This window comes from Maribacter halichondriae (genome assembly GCF_027474825.1).
GTDB lineage: Bacteria > Bacteroidota > Bacteroidia > Flavobacteriales > Flavobacteriaceae > Meishania > Meishania halichondriae.
Map to the genome: position 1 here is coordinate 2,321,263 of NZ_CP107030.1, position 16,328 is coordinate 2,337,590.

A 16,328-nucleotide genomic window follows, 5' to 3' on the forward strand; every position below is an offset into this window, starting at 1 on the left:
TATGGTCTGTAAAATTGATTTTTGAATATATCATAAAACATTATTGTGCCAAGGCAGTTTTCATTTCACTCGATGCGAGCGTGACTCCCTCACATTCCACTTTGGCCTGTACCAAGGTTACCCCCATGATATCATACAGTATTTCAACTGTGGTAACCAAGGTTTTGGATACTTCGGGCAATTGAAAGATTTCGGCTTTTTTAATAGCTCCGATATAACCCGTTGGTGCCGGTTTTTTTTTTAGATAGTATTTGTAGCCAGTATGCAACGCAACCGTTTGGGCCATGTTTTCAATGAGGCCCAGTGCCGAAAAATGATCTTTTGATACTAAAATATTGTCTTTTGGGATAGTGAAATTCGATACAATGTATTGTTCGGTATAATCGTTCAGGGTATCGACCATAACAAACGGATTTTTTTGGGGAATCAAGGTCTGGAGAAAATCTCCGTCGGCGATTATGTTTCCCGAATCGGTCATCAACAAACAGTCAAATAAGCATACATATAGGAGAAACGGGCACTTTCAGGAACATGAAAGAGAATCTTATCGCCCTTTTTTAGCTTTCCGGAGGCCACCAATTCTTCCAGCATCACATAAATGGAGGCCGCTCCGATATTGCCTACATTTTCAAGATTCAAAAACCATTTTTCCCATGGCATTTCCACACCTTGTTTTTTCATTTCGTCGTACAATCCCTGTTTGAAATAGTACGATGAAATATGCGGTAGATAATAATCCACATCATCAGGGCCGATGTTATGTTTTTGATAGACCTGTTTTAAACTGTCCACTCCTTTTTGAAGGATATTGTCTCCTAGAAGTCGGGTGTCCTGTTTCATGGCAAAAAGGGCTTTTTTGCCCCATTGTTCTGCAGGAAATTCGCTCCAGGGTCTTAAATGTCCATCGGCTTCCTTGTCGGCACCGGCGTACATACAGGTTTCCATTTCATGTGCATATGAATAGCCATCAATCCATTCTATTTTTAAAGGGGTTTCCCCTTTGGCTTCGTTTTCCAGTAAAAATGCACCGGCACCGTCGGAGAGCATCCAACGTAAAAATTCTTTGTTAAAGGCTAAAATTGGACTTTCCTCCAATTTCTTTAGGTGTTCCACTTCGTTTGAGAATACATCTGCCTTCATCCATGTAGAAGTGCGTTCAGAACCTGCACAGGCCGCATTTTTTGATTGGCCCGCCTTTACCGAAAGAAACCCATATTTTAATGCGTTCATGCCAGAACAACATGCCCCAGAGGCCGAATTGATTTCCATATTCCGGTTTTTTAGAAATCCGTGGACCATACTGGTATGGGAAGGTAAAATTTGATCGGGGCTAGAAGTGCCGCAAGATAACAGTTCGATATCTTGGGTGGTAAAATTGGCATCGCAAAGTGCTTCCACCGCTGCAGCGGTCAGTTGGGCATTATTGTGCGTGACCTTGCCGTTTTCGTCGATGGCGTAGTACCGGTTCTTTATTTTATTGTTACGCAAGACAATGCGCCGTGCTTTGGAAGCCTTCCCGTCAATAACACCGAGCTTTTCTTCCATCTGCTCGTTATCAACAGGTTTATTAGGCAAAAATTTGGCAATTCGTGTTATATAAACATCCTTCATCAATTCTCCTTTAACGACACCGAAGAATAGTACTTTTTCTCCCTATTCCGCTTCGGGGTCATGGGCAAATAAGTCAGCAAAAATACGATAAAAACTATTGGTGCTATGACCCAGATGGCAAATTGCAAATAATATTTGAAGAAACCAATCCATTTTACACGCTCCGGGTTTTGCGGACCGCCCTTTTTGATAATATGGTTGGCCCATTTCGAGAAGATGACGTTGCCCCTTTCATCGGTACGCACCAAAAATGGATTTACGCGCACGGCATCCAATTTTAGAAGGTTTTCCTGAAGGCTCGAAAAGTCGTCGGAAATGAGGGATTCTCTAATAGGAATGCCAAATTTGGAAGCCTCTTTGATGTCTTTATCGGAAACCCCGGGCTTGGGGAGAATGCCCAAATACCGTTCTTTTTTACCGGTCATCATCCAATAGTGAATGGTTAAGACGCTAATATGGTTGATGTTACGATCGACCAAGGAAATATGGCCGACAAGTCTCGCATCGATTGCCGCCAATATCCTCTTCATTTTTTCCTGTGCCTGGATCCACATATTACGGCACGCCACCACAGTTACTACGGGAGTATCTTTTAGGATTTTTTTTGCAAAGTCGGATTTTAGAAAGGAATTGATAGGAATAGATGGCGTCAAGAACCAGACCTGGTACCCTAAGATCACCAAATCATATTTTTTGTTCAGGAGGTCTTCCTCGGGAGGATGAAACCCCTGCGGAATCTGAAGGAAGCTTTCGGGAAACGAATCGTAAAAATTTTCGGGCTTCCAAGGAAATTCATAATCAGGGTCGGGAACGATTTCAAATCGTGAAATATTAATATTGTTACTAATTAAAGTACTGGCGATGTTATCGAGAATGGTTGTTAGCTGCCCGGTTTGGGAATAGTGTATGATCAGTATTTCCTTCATTTTCGTTTATTCACTTTTTCTCTGTGTGACTCTGTGGCCATCCGTGCAACTCTTTGGTATAGCTATTTCACGGAGTTTCACAGAAAAAAAGAGTTTCGCAGAGACAATATGGACCACGAATTAGTATTAATTTCCCTTCGTATTTCGTACCTCGTATTTCGTACTTCCCCTGTCTTTCCAAAAATCAAAATAATTGAACCATTGCAAGGGATATTTTTTTAGGATCCATTCCATGCTTTCGGTGTATTCTTTCAAAAGTCCCTGTGCGTCCCGGGCCTTGAATTCTGCTGTGCGGGCATAAAGGTCATAATGTCGTTTGGCACCCTTCATGAAATATACGAACAATACGGGCATGTTCAGTCGAGACGCTAACAGATAGGGCCCTATGGGAAAATCTGCTTCCTTGCCCAAAAATGTCTCGGTCAACGTTTTGGCGCCGGGCAGGTAGCGGTCTCCGGTAAAAACCACCAATCCGCCGTCATCGATGGCTTTGTGTATCTCGAAGATATGTGACATATCTTCTTTGACCACAATGAATTTCAGGTGTGATTTAACGGAAATTCGATCCATATACTCTTGAATGTTCTGGTGCTCGGCGTGGGTGGTAACCATACTAATTTTTGAGATGGAATACCGGTCTTCCAAAAAATAGTGTGAAATCTCGAAATTGCCCACATGGCCACTGATTAAAATACCACCTTGGTTCTTTTTGAGGAGGTTGTCGATATGCTCGATACCGTCATGGGTATAGGTGAACTTTTCACGGAGTCCGGTCGAAATAGCCACTTTGTCGGTCAATGTTTTTCCGAAGGTATAATAGCTTTTATAGACGTTCAAAAGGCTTTTTCCTTTGGAAAATCCTTGTCTTTTTCGAAAATAGGTGTAAATATCGCGATTGCTTTTTGGGGAAAATAACACGTAGTAGCAAATCACGAAAAGGAGGAGAAAGTAGGCCGCCCCGATGCCGAAATTCTTAAGAAAGAAAATGTAGATTTTATATCCTAAAAGGGTTCCCCTGGATTTTCCTTCCCATTCCGTGGCCATTTTTTTGATTTTGTAAGCGATTAGCCCAGCTTTCTTTCGATGAGGTCGTAAAAGTTCTGAAGGGTATGTACGTTTACGAAATCTTCGCCTACCAATTTTATACCGAAGTTGCTCTCGACCGCAACTACTAGGTCGACAAAATCCAAGCTGTCCAAATCCAAGGCATCCTTTAAATGGGCTTCTGGCAATAGTGCTTCTTCCTCTACCTCAAACTCGTCGATGAGAAAGGCATCGATTTTCTCAATAATAACCTCCTTTGTCATTATCATTTTCGCTAGCATTTTTTATGATCAAAGCGGAATTGGTTCCCCCAAACCCAAATGAATTGGACAAAAATACATCAATTTTTTTATTTAGGGTTTTTGCTACGAGGTTTAATTTTTGGGAATCTTCATCCGGATTTTCCAAGTTTATATTGGGCGCGATAAAGGAATGTTGCATCATCAATAGGGAATAAATGACCTCGCTAGCACCCGCCATCCAACACTCGTGGCCTGTCATCGATTTGGTCGAACTTACATAAGGATTAGTTTCCCCAAAAACCTCAAAAATGGCTTTGGCCTCGTTCGCATCGCCCACCGGGGTCGAAGTCGCATGGGCGTTCACGTATTCTATGGCCGAAGCGGGTAAATTGGCATCCTCCAAAGCACGTTTCATCGCCCGCGAAGGTCCCTCAACGTTAGGAGTAGAAATATGATCTCCGTTGGATGAAAACCCATAGCCCACGATTTCGCCCAAAATCGGTGCACCACGTTTTACGGCCGATTCATAACTTTCGATGATAAGACTAGCACCGCCACCGCTGGGTACGAGTCCGTTTCTATCCCTATCAAAAGGCCGAGAAGCTTTTTCTGGATGTTCGGGGTTCATGGCAAAAACACCAAGGCCGTCGAAACTGCCCATGGCCAGGTGGTTGATTTCTTGCGCGCCGCCGGCGATTATGCAATCTTGCAATCCGCTTTTGATCAAATGGTAGGCGAGGCCTATGGAATGCGAACCGCTCGCACAGGCTGCGCTTACGGTCAAATTGATACCCCGGAGTTTGAAGATGGTGGAAAGGTTCATCGTAACGGTGGAGTTCATCGCTTTAAAGATCGCTCCGGAACCTACCAAGGTCGTATCGCCTTTTTCGCGCATAATATCTACTGATTCCACGGTCGATTTCGCCGTGCTGTCATTTCCAAAAAGGATACCTACTTCATGGGCATCCAAAAAATCTTGATCTATTTTGGCATTTTCAAGGGCTTCGATAGTTGCCATATAGGCGTATTGCGCTTCTTCGCCCATACTGATCCGTTGCCGTCTTGACAATAGGGATTTAAGATCCGGTTCATCGACCCAGCCCGTTATAGGGGAGCGAAAACCGAATTCATCGCGTTTCGGGTCAAATACGATGCCCGATTTTCCTTCGTACAACGAATTTTTGACTTCCTCCAGATTCTTGCCGATGCACGAATAGATGCCCATGCCCGTTAGTACAACTCTCCTCATTCTCGCTTTGTAGGTTTTGGTGTGCTATCTAATATAATAAAGTTCTGGAAGCTAACGGTTCTTTGGATTGAAAATTGTGGATGATGGGAAGGCAGTTGACCATGATTGTATAAGAATCTAACACCTGAAACTACCAAGGGCCTAGGAATAAATACCCCCATTAATATTAATAACTTCCCCCGTAATGTAAGATGATTTGTTCGAGGCCAAAAAAGATACGATATGCGCCACTTCCTCTGCGGTACCGAAACGGTTAGCGGGAATCATTTTTTTCAGTTCCTGTTCGTTCAATTCCTCGGTCATATCGGTTTTGATAAAACCCGGTGCCACGGCGTTTACGGTTACATTTCTTTTGGCGACTTCTTGCGCCAGCGCCTTGGTCGCTCCGATGACCGCCCCTTTTGCAGCGGAATAGTTGGTCTGTCCGGGCGTACCTTTCAATCCCGATACGGAGACCATATTGATGATGCGTCCGTATTTGTTGACTAACAGTTTTTGAATCAGGGCGTTGGTTACGTTGTAAAACCCATTGAGGCTGGTGTCGATGACCGAGGACCAGTCTTCGGGCGGCATCCACATAAAAAGTCCGTCTTTGGTTATGCCTGCGTTGTTTATGATGACTTCTATTACGGCGTTCTTATGGTCTTCGTGCCACTTTTCGAAAACGGACTTGACCACTTCGGCATCGGTCACATTGAATTGGAGGAGTTCGCCTTTTCCGCCTTCGGCTTCCACCAATTTTAAGGTTTCTTCCGCGGCCTTTCGGTTGCCGTTATAATTGATCAGGATCTGGTAATCGAGGTCTTGGGCCAATTGTACACAAACTGCCCTGCCGATGCCGCGGGAACCACCTGTTACCAGAGCGTATTTTTGCTTCTCTATTTTCTCTTCCATTTTTTCCTTCCCAGGATAATTAACTTATTTGGTCGAGGCAAATGGTTCCGCATTCTCAAACCATTTATCACCCAACAATTTTCCGTTCTTATCCAAAAAACCCCAGCCTTGTTTGGTCTTTACCCTGGCAAGATCCCCGATAAATCCTTTAGAGTCTTTCCCTGATAGAAAAGCCAGTCCGGCAGTAATGTCGTATTCCATGGGGATGACCAATTTTCCGGAGGTATCAATAAAGCCCCACTGCTTTTCTTTTACAGGTGCCATCCCGTTTTCCGCAAAAACCTCGGCATCCCTAAATTGTGGTTCGATAACCATTTCGCCATTTTCGTTGATATAGCCCCATGTCTTTCCGCTAGAGACCGGTGCTAGGCCATTTGAAAATCCCCGTGCCTTATCGAACTGTGGTTCGATGACCCATTTGCCAGTACTATCTACAAAACCGATTTTTTTATTGCTGCGGGCATAGGTCAACCCTGAATCGCCATAAAAACCCCATACCTTATCGGCACCGTCGATGACATTGAAGGTGCCGTTATGAACGATACCGAAAGCACCGTCTTTCTTGCCCTCTACCCCGGCGGGATTATACTCATTGCCGATTTCTTCATATTCCACGGGAATGACCACTTTACCGGTATTGTCGATCATGCCCCAAAGTTCTCCTTGCCTTACTTTTGCATGTCTATCCTTGAATTTTTTGATTTCGTCGAAAGTCGGTTCCAATACCACTTTGCCATCGGTTCCCAGCAGGCCGATTTTGTCGTTTTGTTTGAAAAGGGCAACGCCATCCTCAAAATCATAGTATTTTTCGGCGGAGGGCACGTCCAAAACTTTTCCCGAAGTGTCGATGTAGTGCCATTGGTCATCTTTCAAGACCACGGCATAGCCCGAATCGAAATACTTAACTTTATCATATTGCGGTTCAATGGCCCATTTTCCTGAAGGGTCTATAAATCCCCATTTTTTGTCTTGCACGGCTGCGGCTAGGCCGTTAGAAAATGTTTTTGCGTTCTCGAACTGTGGTTCGATGACATAGTTCGCCGATTTATCGATATAGCCGAATTTACCGCCCTCGCGGACCAAGGCCAATTCTTGAGCGTAGGATGCCAGTACACCAAAGGTCAGCATCAGAAGTAGTGTAATCTTTGTTCTCATACTATTGAATTTTAGGTCTTAATAATTGGAAATAAGAGGCAAGAGTCAAGAATCAAGACCAAAATTAAGTGTCCTGTTTTTTGTTTCAACATTCTTACGTCCTATGTTTCACTTGTTCTTATGGTTCGTGATAAAATCTTTCACTTGGTTAACATACGGATACATAATAATATCCTCTTTGAACGGGGGACGATCTTTCGAACGGCATCGTACATGCTTTTGGTCTTGGAGGAAACTTTTTCTTGAACTCCTAGATATTCGATGGCCTGTACGACCGTAATCATCTCTATAGCAATAACCTCAAAGGCGTTTTCAATTACCTTTTTGGTGATCAGGGCGGCGTTGGTTCCCATGCTCACAATGTCTTGGTTGTCATTGTTATTGGGAATGCTGTGTACGTACATCGGGTTGCTCAGCATCTGGTTTTCGGCCGTTGTGGAAGTCGCAGTAAACTGTACCCCCTGCATGCCAAAATTGAGTCCCAATGTGCCTAAATTTACGAAAGGGGGAAGAATATCGTTCAATTTGGAATTCAAAAGATAGTTCAGTTGGCGTTCAGCGAGCATGCTCATTTTGGTAACGACGATTTTGAGTTTGTCCATTTCCAATGAAACGTAATCACCGTGAAAATTGCCACCGTGGTACACATTTTTCTTTTCTACATCGACAATGGGGTTATCATTGGCCGAGTTGACCTCTTCGATCAATATGCGCTCCACATCGTTCAACGTATCTAGTATCGGCCCGAGGATTTGTGGTACACATCGAATGGAATAATATTCCTGTACCTTTTCCTCAAAGACCGAGACGCCTCCGTTGGTATCGGTATATAAATGGTGCTCACGTTTTCGGGTCAAGGAGCTATCTTTTAAATGACTGCGCATCGAGCGCGCAATTTCCCGTTGGCCCATATGTTTTTTGGTCAGGTTAAGGGCTTCTGACAAATGATCGTCATAAGCCTGCATGATTTCATTGATGGCCGAGGAACAGGCAATCATCCATTCGAGCAATCGTCTGGTATAGATGGTGTTCACGACCCCGATTCCCGTCATGACCGAGGTGCCATTGATAAGGCCAAGCCCCTCACGAAGTTCTACCTGAATGGGTTTAATGCCTTCCTGTTCAAAAACTTCGGCCGTATTTTTTCGTTCTCCTTTATAAAAAACTTCGCCTTCCCCTATCAAGACTAAGGCCAAGTGCGCCAATTGCACCAAGTCGCCGCTTGCACCGACCCCTCCATGTTCATAAATCAATGGGGTAATATCTTTATTGATTAATGTGGTCATTGTTTCGATGACGGAAACATGCACGCCCGAATTACCCAAACTCAGGGTGTTCAGCCGAGCCAACATGGCCGATTTAACGTATTGTGGTGGAATCGGATTTCCGGTACCCGAGGCATGGCTTCGAATCAGATTGTATTGTAGTTGAACGGTCTGCGAATCCTTTATTTTGTACTGCGCCATGGGGCCAAAGCCCGTATTCACGCCATAGATGATCTTGTTCTTTGAAAATTCCTTTAGAAAATCGAAGCTATTCTGAACCGTATTGATGACTTCATCGGCTACCGAAATGTGCTTCCCGTCAAATAGTACGCTGTAAAACTCGGCTATTCCTAACTTTCCCTTTATTTCTGGCATTTGTGGTCGGTTCTATCGCAATGATTTCTGTAAACAGGGGGTAAAAATAGGGATTTTGAAGGGTAAATTAATAATAAATAGGGAAGGATTATCGTATTTTTACTTGGGATTAAAGGGAAGTACGAAACTTCGGATATTAATTTTTGTGGATTTCAGATACCTAAAGAATTCTGTTTTTTAAAATTGCTAGAATGGAAAATGAAAATGTAGACGTTCTGATTATCGGTGCCGGTCCATCGGGAGCGGTATCGGCCGCATATCTTCACAAACAGGGCTTAAAGGTTAAAGTGGTTGAAAAAAGCAAATTCCCTAGGTTCGTCATCGGAGAAAGTCTTTTGCCCCGCTGTATGGACCATTTTGAGGAAGTCGGGCTATTAGAAGCACTAAAAGCAAAAAACTTCGAGGTCAAAGGAGGTGCCCGATTTATGCGCGGCGAGAAAATCTGTAATTTCGATTTCAGCAAAAAATATACCGAAGGATGGGATTGGACCTGGCAAGTACCCCGTGCTGATTTCGATAAGACCTTAACGGATGAATTGACCAAATGGGGTGTCGATATCGCTTTTGAACAAGAAGTGGTTGCCGTTGAATTTGTGGGAAGCGATTCGACTACGACTATCAAGGATGCTGAGGGAAATCTTTCAACGGTTTCCGCAAAACACATCGTCGATTCTAGCGGTCATGGTAGGGTTTTGCCACGCTTGTTGGATTTGGACAAACCTTCTGAAATTCCCAAACATTCCTCCATCTTTACCCATGTAAAAGATACGAAACGGCCCGAAGGTCGAGAAGGTACTATCATAACCTTTGATATCGTTAGTCTTGAGACTTGGTTATGGGTCATTCCGTTTTCCAATGGATATACTAGTATCGGCTATGTTGGTCCCACAGAATATCTAGAATCGTTTGAGGGCAACAAAACCCAGAAGTTACAGGAAATGATGAAGTTGTCGGACTACTATTACAATCGCTTCGAAGGATTGGAATATGAATTCGAGCCCAAAATCATAAAAAACATCGCGAAATCCGTGAAAAAACTCTACGGAGACGGATTTGTTTTAACAGGAAATAGTGCGGAATTTCTCGACCCGGTTTTTTCATCGGGCGTAACCTTTGCGACGGAGTCTTCTTTGGTCGCCGCCAAATTGATTGCCAAGCAATTGAAAGGCGAAACGGTTGATTGGGAAAGCGATTATGCGAAACACATGAAAAAAGGTGTCGAAGTTTTTTCCACCTATGTAAAAGAATGGTATACCGGAAACCTACAGACTATCTTCTTCGATAGCAATGAGAACCCCGTCATAAAATCACAGATTTGTGCTGTTTTGGCCGGTTATGTTTGGGATCAATCAAACCCATTTGTAAAGAACCATCATCGCTTGGTCAAAACCGTGGCGCATATTGCCGAGATGGAGAAAGAGGGTAGTTAAAAAACGGCATTGTGAGCGAAGCGCGGCAATCTGTCAAACTTTTTCGGAATGTTCGGCAGATTACCGCGTCGCTATAAACTTTTCTATTTAATTGAGATTTTTCGTATGCTCCTCGCAATGACGTGTTCCTAAAAAGCCTTCTTCTCGATCAATTTTGCAAAAGACTTGCCGGTTTTGGCATAGCCTTCGCCCAAACGGTCTTCGTTACTAAAACTGCTTCCCCATTGGTCGCCCGGAGCGTTTGCACTAGTAACCTCCGCCAAAACGGTGTCACGGTTCGCGGTTTCCACGAATTTTAGATTGGTCGTAACTTTGGCAGGTTGCTTCATCACACCTGCATCCCATCCCGGATAGAGCCAAACGGTTTCAACAATCAACGTGTATTTCGCATCGGAAAGTCCTTCCTTAAAAGCCATACCATGGTCTTCGTAGAAATAGCGGTTCATCAGTTCCAAGAATTTGGGTTGCCGGATCAATTCACGTGCGGCGGCCCAGCTTTTTTTCCAAGTTTCGCCTTTTCCGGGGGACTTTTCTTCCATCTCGGCGGCGTGTTCTTCCACGTATTGCGCTTCGGGAAGGTTCTTTTTCAAGAGCTGCATATTGTCATACACAAATTCTACATTGACTTCTTTTTGACCTTTTAGGAAATCAAAACCGCCATCGACGATTTTCATTTTTTGGGCAAAAGTGGCTGTGCAAACAAAGAGCACAAGAAGGAAAATGTTTGTTTTCATTTTTTGGATTTTTAAAGGATTAGCGTCCATTTATGTTTTACGATGGGGAAAGTTAACACAAAAGTTTGGTTTTTGCTTCGTCATTGCGAGCGAAGCGCGGCAATCTGATAAACATTCTGAAGCGGTTCAACAGATTGCCGCGTCGCCTAATCCATTACTAAATATTGAATTTTTTGGGAAGGCTCCTCGCAAAGACGTTACTTATCAACAGCAGCAAAAACCATTTGGCGAAACTTCCATCCGGTCTGGTCATCGACATCGCCTTGGGTCTGCTTCATCAAGATGCCAATGATGTTTTCTTCTGGGTCGGCAAAGTATTGAGTGTTAAAATAACCGCCCCATTCAAAAGTTCCCATACTTCCTTCTCCACCCAAATCTTGGCCTCTTGAAGTAAGTATTCCAAAAGCCAGGCCGTAGTCTTTGGCATCGCCCCCGAACAAATCTCCTGATTGATTCCCCATAATGCTCCTCACAGTGGTACGACTCAGGATTCGCGTTCCATTGAGTTCGCCGTTGTTGAGGTACATCTGTAGAAAAGTTGCATAGTCTTTTGCGGTACTTGAAAGTCCTGCCCCGCCTGAGAAAAAACTTTTTGCCCCTTTGATGGGGTAGTCGGTATCATAGAAGGTAACAGGATATTTTTGCCATTTCCCATCGGTTTTTTGCTGAACCGAAACAAGTCTATCGTGTTTTTCTTTCGGAAGATAGAACCAAGTATCGTCCATACCCAAAGGACTAAAGATTCTAGTTCTTAGAAACTGATTGAAAGGCATTCCTGAGATAACTTCGATAAAATAACCGAGCACATCCAATCCTTCGCTATAGACATAAGCCGTGCCCGGGTCATGATGCAATGGAAGTTTTGCCAATTTCTTGACACTTTGCCCGATGGAAATACTTTCAGTTGTGTACAAATCAGTAATGCCTGCTTTCTTATAGATGTTCTGAAACCGCTCATCACCATCGATGACCCCGTATCCAAGTCCAGATGTATGGGTCAACAAATGCCGTATCGTAATCTCGTTTTCGGCGGGTTTAGTCGTATAAGTACCATCGGCCTCATTAAAAGCATCGAGAATTTGGGGATTCTCGAATTCGGGAATGTATTTCGAGATGGGGTCGTCGAGCTTGAATCTGCCTTCCTCCCAGAGCATCATCACAGCAGTTGATGTAATGGCCTTGGTCTGGCTGGCAATTCTAAAAATAGTATTCTTTTCCATTGTTTTTTTGGAGGCGTTATCTGACATGCCATAGGCATTATGAAAAACGATTTTGCCGTTTCTAGCGATTAGGGCAACGGCCCCGGGAAGCTTATCTTCTTGGATTGCCTTTTTGAACATGGCATCGATTTTTGCCAAGCGCTCGGGCGACATGCCAACGGACTCGGGTTGCGCTTCGGAAAGCGGGGGTGAGGTTTGGACTGATTTGGTTTGGGCGGTTGCCGAAAAGGTCAATAGGGTTAGGAGGAAGAGGGTTGTTAGGTTTTTCATTTTTATAGATTGAAATTTGTTTTACAGTTTAGATAAGTTGCCATTGACAATGGCATCAATTTTTTTATCAAATGAATGAAAGTCTTTAGAGCCCCAATTGGGATAATCACCATCTTCAAGTGTTGTGATGAATTCCTCAACCTGGTCTCCGCTAAATTCATCGGATAGAATAGGATTCTTCCCATTTTTAATGCCGAGCGCAAAAACTGCTTTTTCTTTTTTATGAAAAGCAAATTTGGTTTTTAGACTTGTGCCGTAAAAATTAGCACAAAATTTTCCATTTGGTTCCAACTCGACGGGAAATTTAAGAAACAACGAGCTGGAATAATAACAAAAATTTTGCTCTTCATTTGTTGTTATCCTTGGATAAATATTTTCTATTATCAAATGTCTATTTAGATTATTGGTAACTCCCAGTCTCACGCCTACATTTCTTACCACACTTCGAAACTCATCACAATCATATTCACCTTGACTAAATAGGTTTAGTTCGAGTTTAACACCGTCATCATTTGTGTCAATTTGATTCGGAATCTCTCGGATAGTTTTCATGATATAACACTATAATTGTTTAAAAATAGGTATTTAAATCTAAAAAAAGGACAAATTCAAATATTCATTAATATATTAATAATCAACACTATAAAAGTTTACAAACGAAAACAAACGTTTACAAACGAAAGTAATTATTTATCAACCGAATAAAATTTGGAGTCCGTTCTAAGTTTGCCCTGTCGAATGATAAGAGTTCGATAGTATTAACTGTTTAACGCAAAAATTAGAAATTATGAACACACTTAAAAACAAAGTACAGTTGATCGGTAACTTGGGCCAAGACCCAGAAATCGTAACCTTGGAAAATGGCAACAAGCTCGCCAAATTTTCCATCGCCACGAGCGATTCGTACAAGAACGCCCAAGGCGAAAAAGTAGAGGACACCCAATGGCACAATATCGTGGCCTGGGGCAAGCTTGCCGAGATCGTCGAGAGCTTTTTGGCCAAAGGCAAACAAGTGGCCGTAGAGGGCAAATTGACCCATCGCTCATACGAGACCAAGGAAGGAGAAAAAAGGTACGTCACCGAGGTTCGCTGCAACGAACTTTTGATGTTGGGGAAATAGATTTTTTGAAACCCCCGTCTCCCAAGACTGGGATTTTCATTTTACACTTTTACGATAACACCGACAAAAATGAACCAAGAAATCACAATTTCCGAAGAGATCAGCACGGATAAAATTTATCACATCAGAGGGCAAAAGACAATGCTCGATAGGGATCTGGCCCAACTTTACGGGGTTGCAACCAAAGCATTGAAACAGGCCCGTTCGAAGAAACCATAAAAGGTTTCCCGAAGACTTTATGTTCGAGATGTCCAAAGATGAACTTGAACATTGGAGGTCACAAATTGTGACCTCCAATTCAGACCGGATGGGTTTGCGGTATGCGCCGTTCTGTTTTACGGAACAGGGTGTGACCATGCTATCGTGCATTTTGAACAGCGATCGGGCCATAGCCATGAATATCCCGATTATTCGAGTCTTCACAAAAATGAGGGAAGTACTGAACGAAACAGTGAACCTAAAACTCGAAATCGAACAAATCAAAAAGAAGCTCTCTGATCATGGTAGAAACATCGAACTGGTCTTTGACTATTTGGATGAACTCATCCGAAAAAAGGAAAATAAAGAACCCAGAAAAAAGATTGGCTATAGAAAAGACTGAACACGAATCCTTATTTTTACAACTATGACACCCACCACCACCCAAGAACGACTTCTCTCTCTATTAAAAACCCATTTCGGCTATGACTCCTTTTTGCCGAACCAATTGGCGGTTATCAAAGATGTATTGGGAAAAAAGGATGTGCTGACCATCATGCCCACGGGAGGGGGAAAATCATTATGCTTTCAACTGCCAGCCTTGACGATGGAAGGTACGGCGATTGTCATTTCTCCGTTGATTGCGTTGATGAAAGACCAAGTGGATGTCTTGCGGGCCAACGGCATCGTCGCGGCCTATTACAACAGTTCGCAATCTCCCGAAACACAACAGGAAATTTTCCAACAGCTAAAACAGGGCGAGCTAAAACTCTTCTATGTCGCCCCGGAAAGTTTGGGTTCGTTCGGTAGCCTGTTCAACGATATTCAGATCAGCCTTTTCGCCATCGACGAGGCGCATTGTATCTCATCGTGGGGGCATGATTTCCGTCCCGCTTATACGCAATTGGGGAGTTTGAAAGGGCGATTTCCCGATGTGCCGGTAATGGCTTTAACCGCCACGGCGGACAAGACTACCCAAGATGATATTGTAGATCAATTGGTCGTTCCCGACGCGAAACGGCATTTGGCTTCGTTCAATCGGCCGAATTTGTTTTTGGAAGTCCGCCCGGCACAAAACCGCATCAAACAGATTTTGGATTTTATCGCCCAGCGTCCTGATGAAAGTGGTATCGTCTACTGCCTGAGCCGAAAAAGCACGGAAAAAATCGCGGAACGTTTACAAACTTCCGGATTCAAAGCCAAGGCATACCATGCGGGCATGTCAGCCCAAGAACGTTCCCAAACCCAAGAAGATTTTATCAACGATCGGGTACCGATCATCTGTGCTACGATCGCTTTTGGTATGGGCATCGATAAGAGCAACGTGCGTTGGGTGATCCATTATAACCTACCCAAGAACGTAGAGGGCTACTATCAGGAAATCGGCCGTAGCGGTCGCGACGGACTCCCTGCACATACGCTCCTTTTTTACAGTTTTGGAGATGTGGCACAGTTGCGAAAGTTTATTGCGGAAAGTGACAATGCAGAAGTCGAATATGCCAAATTGGAACGGATGCAACAATTCGCCGAGGCCCTAAGCTGCCGCCGTATTGCCTTGCTCAATTATTTCGGTGAACATTTGACCGAAAATTGTGGCAATTGTGATATTTGCAATCGTCCGCCCGAATATTTTGACGGTACGATGCTGACCCAAAAAATCTGTTCGGCCGTCGCGCGTATGAAAGAAAGTGAACCGATGGGCACTTTGGTCGATTTACTGCGCGGTGCACAAAATGCCAATATTTATGAAAAGGGACTCCAAAATCTCAAAACCTACGGAGCGGTCAAGGATGTTTCTTGGCAAGACCTGCAACAATATGTCATTCAACTGTTGAACCAAGGAGTATTGGAAATCAATTTTAGGGAAGGTGCCCGTATCGGCCTTACACCCCTGGCCAAACAAATATTGTTCGAAGGCAAAAAAGTACAGCTTGCCATTCTGGTCAAGGAAAAACCAAAGACCCGGAAAGAGCGTAGCGTTACTGCCGAGCCCACGGGACTTTTCGAAAAGCTCCGCTTACTCCGCCAGCAAATTGCTTCCGAAGAAGGTGTGCCCGCCTATATCGTTTTCAGCGATGCCAGTTTAAAGGATATGGAAGCAAAGCTTCCCACGAACGAAGAGAAATTTATGGAAGTTTCCGGGGTGGGGCAGGCGAAATTGGAAAAATATGCTACCATCTTCCTGAAAGCCATAGCGGAACATCAGGCTTCCTTAAAGCCAAAATTAGCGACGCAAGAGCTGACCTATAATTTGTTCAAGGAAGGATTGTCCATCGCAGAAATTGCCGAAAAACGAGAGCTGACAGAAAACACCATTTATTCCCATGTATTAAAAATGCATTCCGAAGGAAAGGATATCGATCTACATCAATTTATTACTTCCGAAGAAATCGAGAACATCAAAAAGGCGCAAAACGCTTTGCCTGAAGCCGAAGGGTTAAAACCGTATTTCGAGTATTTTGATGAAAAGGTTCCGTATTGGAAAATAAAAATGGGACTTTATTTTATTGAAAAAGGCATCATGGCTCAGGCTTAATGTAGTGATGTAAACAATGTCTATAGACCTCTTAGGTGATTGCATCATAGAAATCGTAC

16 protein-coding genes and 1 pseudogene are annotated in these 16,328 nt (G+C 43.5%); 5 read left to right on the plus strand and 12 right to left on the minus strand.

The features are described 5' to 3' along the window. Positions 1 to 40: 40 nt before the first annotated feature. The 9 genes and pseudogenes from N8A86_RS10575 to flxA form a co-directional block, all read right to left on the minus strand. Positions 41 to 478 (minus strand): hotdog family protein, encoded by a 438-nt coding sequence (locus N8A86_RS10575; RefSeq protein ID WP_273565353.1) that lies wholly within the window; start codon positions 476 to 478, stop codon positions 41 to 43. Beyond that, the gene (gene darB / locus N8A86_RS10580) at positions 478 to 1,611 is read right to left on the minus strand and encodes a dialkylresorcinol biosynthesis protein DarB (RefSeq protein WP_273565354.1); all 1,134 of its coding nucleotides are present in this window, start codon (positions 1,609 to 1,611) and stop codon (positions 478 to 480) included. Before darB ends, N8A86_RS10575 begins: the two co-directional genes overlap by 1 nt. Continuing rightward, positions 1,611 to 2,537, minus strand: a complete 927-nt coding sequence (locus N8A86_RS10585) for a dialkylrecorsinol condensing enzyme DarA (RefSeq protein ID WP_273565355.1) — start codon at positions 2,535 to 2,537, stop codon at positions 1,611 to 1,613. The genes darB and N8A86_RS10585 overlap by 1 nt, the downstream gene beginning before the upstream one ends. Positions 2,538 to 2,663: 126 nt before the next feature. Further along, positions 2,664 to 3,581 (minus strand): lysophospholipid acyltransferase family protein, encoded by a 918-nt coding sequence (locus N8A86_RS10590; protein ID WP_273565356.1) that lies wholly within the window; start codon positions 3,579 to 3,581, stop codon positions 2,664 to 2,666. A 20-nt stretch (positions 3,582 to 3,601) separates the two neighbouring features. Further along, complete coding sequence (locus N8A86_RS10595; RefSeq protein WP_273569056.1) at positions 3,602 to 3,844, minus strand: phosphopantetheine-binding protein; 243 nt, start codon at positions 3,842 to 3,844, stop codon at positions 3,602 to 3,604. After that, positions 3,822 to 5,072 carry a beta-ketoacyl-[acyl-carrier-protein] synthase family protein gene (locus N8A86_RS10600; RefSeq protein ID WP_273565357.1) on the minus strand — a complete coding sequence of 417 codons (1,251 nt, stop codon included), beginning with the start codon at positions 5,070 to 5,072 and terminating at the stop codon, positions 3,822 to 3,824. The genes N8A86_RS10595 and N8A86_RS10600 overlap by 23 nt, the downstream gene beginning before the upstream one ends. Before the next feature lie 141 nt (positions 5,073 to 5,213). Further along, on the minus strand, positions 5,214 to 5,966 hold the full coding sequence (gene flxB, locus N8A86_RS10605) for a flexirubin biosynthesis SDR family reductase FlxB (RefSeq protein WP_273565358.1): 753 nt from the start codon (positions 5,964 to 5,966) through the stop codon (positions 5,214 to 5,216). A gap of 24 nt (positions 5,967 to 5,990) precedes the next feature. Continuing rightward, positions 5,991 to 7,121 (minus strand): WG repeat-containing protein, encoded by a 1,131-nt coding sequence (locus N8A86_RS10610; protein WP_273565359.1) that lies wholly within the window; start codon positions 7,119 to 7,121, stop codon positions 5,991 to 5,993. Positions 7,122 to 7,229: 108 nt separating this feature from the next. Then, positions 7,230 to 8,761, minus strand: a pseudogene (gene flxA, locus N8A86_RS10615) (flexirubin biosynthesis tyrosine ammonia-lyase FlxA). Between the two features lie 191 nt (positions 8,762 to 8,952). Here flxA and N8A86_RS10620 point away from each other — a divergent pair. Beyond that, the gene (locus N8A86_RS10620) at positions 8,953 to 10,191 is read left to right on the plus strand and encodes an NAD(P)/FAD-dependent oxidoreductase (RefSeq protein ID WP_273565360.1); all 1,239 of its coding nucleotides are present in this window, start codon (positions 8,953 to 8,955) and stop codon (positions 10,189 to 10,191) included. A 128-nt stretch (positions 10,192 to 10,319) separates the two neighbouring features. Here N8A86_RS10620 and N8A86_RS10625 read toward each other — a convergent pair whose 3' ends face one another. From N8A86_RS10625 to N8A86_RS10635, 3 genes are all read right to left on the minus strand, one after another. Next, positions 10,320 to 10,925: a hypothetical protein gene (locus N8A86_RS10625; RefSeq protein ID WP_273565361.1), complete on the minus strand. Its 606-nt coding sequence runs from the start codon at positions 10,923 to 10,925 to the stop codon at positions 10,320 to 10,322. Between the two features lie 197 nt (positions 10,926 to 11,122). Continuing rightward, positions 11,123 to 12,415, minus strand: coding sequence for a serine hydrolase domain-containing protein (locus tag N8A86_RS10630; RefSeq protein ID WP_273565362.1), 1,293 nt, complete (start codon positions 12,413 to 12,415; stop codon positions 11,123 to 11,125). A 21-nt stretch (positions 12,416 to 12,436) separates the two neighbouring features. Further along, positions 12,437 to 12,967 (minus strand): hypothetical protein, encoded by a 531-nt coding sequence (locus N8A86_RS10635; protein ID WP_273565363.1) that lies wholly within the window; start codon positions 12,965 to 12,967, stop codon positions 12,437 to 12,439. A gap of 235 nt (positions 12,968 to 13,202) precedes the next feature. Between N8A86_RS10635 and N8A86_RS10640 the strand changes: the two genes are divergently transcribed. The 4 genes from N8A86_RS10640 (at position 13,203) to recQ (ending at position 16,269) form a co-directional block, all read left to right on the plus strand. Beyond that, the gene (locus tag N8A86_RS10640; protein ID WP_273565364.1) at positions 13,203 to 13,535 is read left to right on the plus strand and encodes a single-stranded DNA-binding protein; all 333 of its coding nucleotides are present in this window, start codon (positions 13,203 to 13,205) and stop codon (positions 13,533 to 13,535) included. 69 nt (positions 13,536 to 13,604) lie between these two features. Next, positions 13,605 to 13,754, plus strand: a complete 150-nt coding sequence (locus N8A86_RS10645) for an ORF6N domain-containing protein (RefSeq protein WP_273565365.1) — start codon at positions 13,605 to 13,607, stop codon at positions 13,752 to 13,754. Positions 13,755 to 13,782: 28 nt separating this feature from the next. Beyond that, positions 13,783 to 14,136, plus strand: a complete 354-nt coding sequence (locus N8A86_RS10650) for an ORF6N domain-containing protein (RefSeq protein WP_273565366.1) — start codon at positions 13,783 to 13,785, stop codon at positions 14,134 to 14,136. A 24-nt stretch (positions 14,137 to 14,160) separates the two neighbouring features. Further along, positions 14,161 to 16,269, plus strand: coding sequence for a DNA helicase RecQ (recQ, locus tag N8A86_RS10655; RefSeq protein ID WP_273565367.1), 2,109 nt, complete (start codon positions 14,161 to 14,163; stop codon positions 16,267 to 16,269). The last annotated feature ends 59 nt before the right edge of the window (positions 16,270 to 16,328 follow it).

Coding starts and splice junctions, on each gene's coding strand:
- N8A86_RS10575 (WP_273565353.1), bottom strand. CDS start 478: ATGACCGATTCGGGAAACATAATCGCCGACGGAGATTTTCTCCAGACC.
- darB (WP_273565354.1), bottom strand. CDS start 1,611: ATGAAGGATGTTTATATAACACGAATTGCCAAATTTTTGCCTAATAAA.
- N8A86_RS10585 (WP_273565355.1), bottom strand. CDS start 2,537: ATGAAGGAAATACTGATCATACACTATTCCCAAACCGGGCAGCTAACA.
- N8A86_RS10590 (WP_273565356.1), bottom strand. CDS start 3,581: ATGGCCACGGAATGGGAAGGAAAATCCAGGGGAACCCTTTTAGGATAT.
- N8A86_RS10595 (WP_273569056.1), bottom strand. CDS start 3,844: ATGACAAAGGAGGTTATTATTGAGAAAATCGATGCCTTTCTCATCGAC.
- N8A86_RS10600 (WP_273565357.1), bottom strand. CDS start 5,072: ATGAGGAGAGTTGTACTAACGGGCATGGGCATCTATTCGTGCATCGGC.
- flxB (WP_273565358.1), bottom strand. CDS start 5,966: ATGGAAGAGAAAATAGAGAAGCAAAAATACGCTCTGGTAACAGGTGGT.
- N8A86_RS10610 (WP_273565359.1), bottom strand. CDS start 7,121: ATGAGAACAAAGATTACACTACTTCTGATGCTGACCTTTGGTGTACTG.
- N8A86_RS10620 (WP_273565360.1), top strand. CDS start 8,953: ATGGAAAATGAAAATGTAGACGTTCTGATTATCGGTGCCGGTCCATCG.
- N8A86_RS10625 (WP_273565361.1), bottom strand. CDS start 10,925: ATGAAAACAAACATTTTCCTTCTTGTGCTCTTTGTTTGCACAGCCACT.
- N8A86_RS10630 (WP_273565362.1), bottom strand. CDS start 12,415: ATGAAAAACCTAACAACCCTCTTCCTCCTAACCCTATTGACCTTTTCG.
- N8A86_RS10635 (WP_273565363.1), bottom strand. CDS start 12,967: ATGAAAACTATCCGAGAGATTCCGAATCAAATTGACACAAATGATGAC.
- N8A86_RS10640 (WP_273565364.1), top strand. CDS start 13,203: ATGAACACACTTAAAAACAAAGTACAGTTGATCGGTAACTTGGGCCAA.
- N8A86_RS10645 (WP_273565365.1), top strand. CDS start 13,605: ATGAACCAAGAAATCACAATTTCCGAAGAGATCAGCACGGATAAAATT.
- N8A86_RS10650 (WP_273565366.1), top strand. CDS start 13,783: ATGTCCAAAGATGAACTTGAACATTGGAGGTCACAAATTGTGACCTCC.
- recQ (WP_273565367.1), top strand. CDS start 14,161: ATGACACCCACCACCACCCAAGAACGACTTCTCTCTCTATTAAAAACC.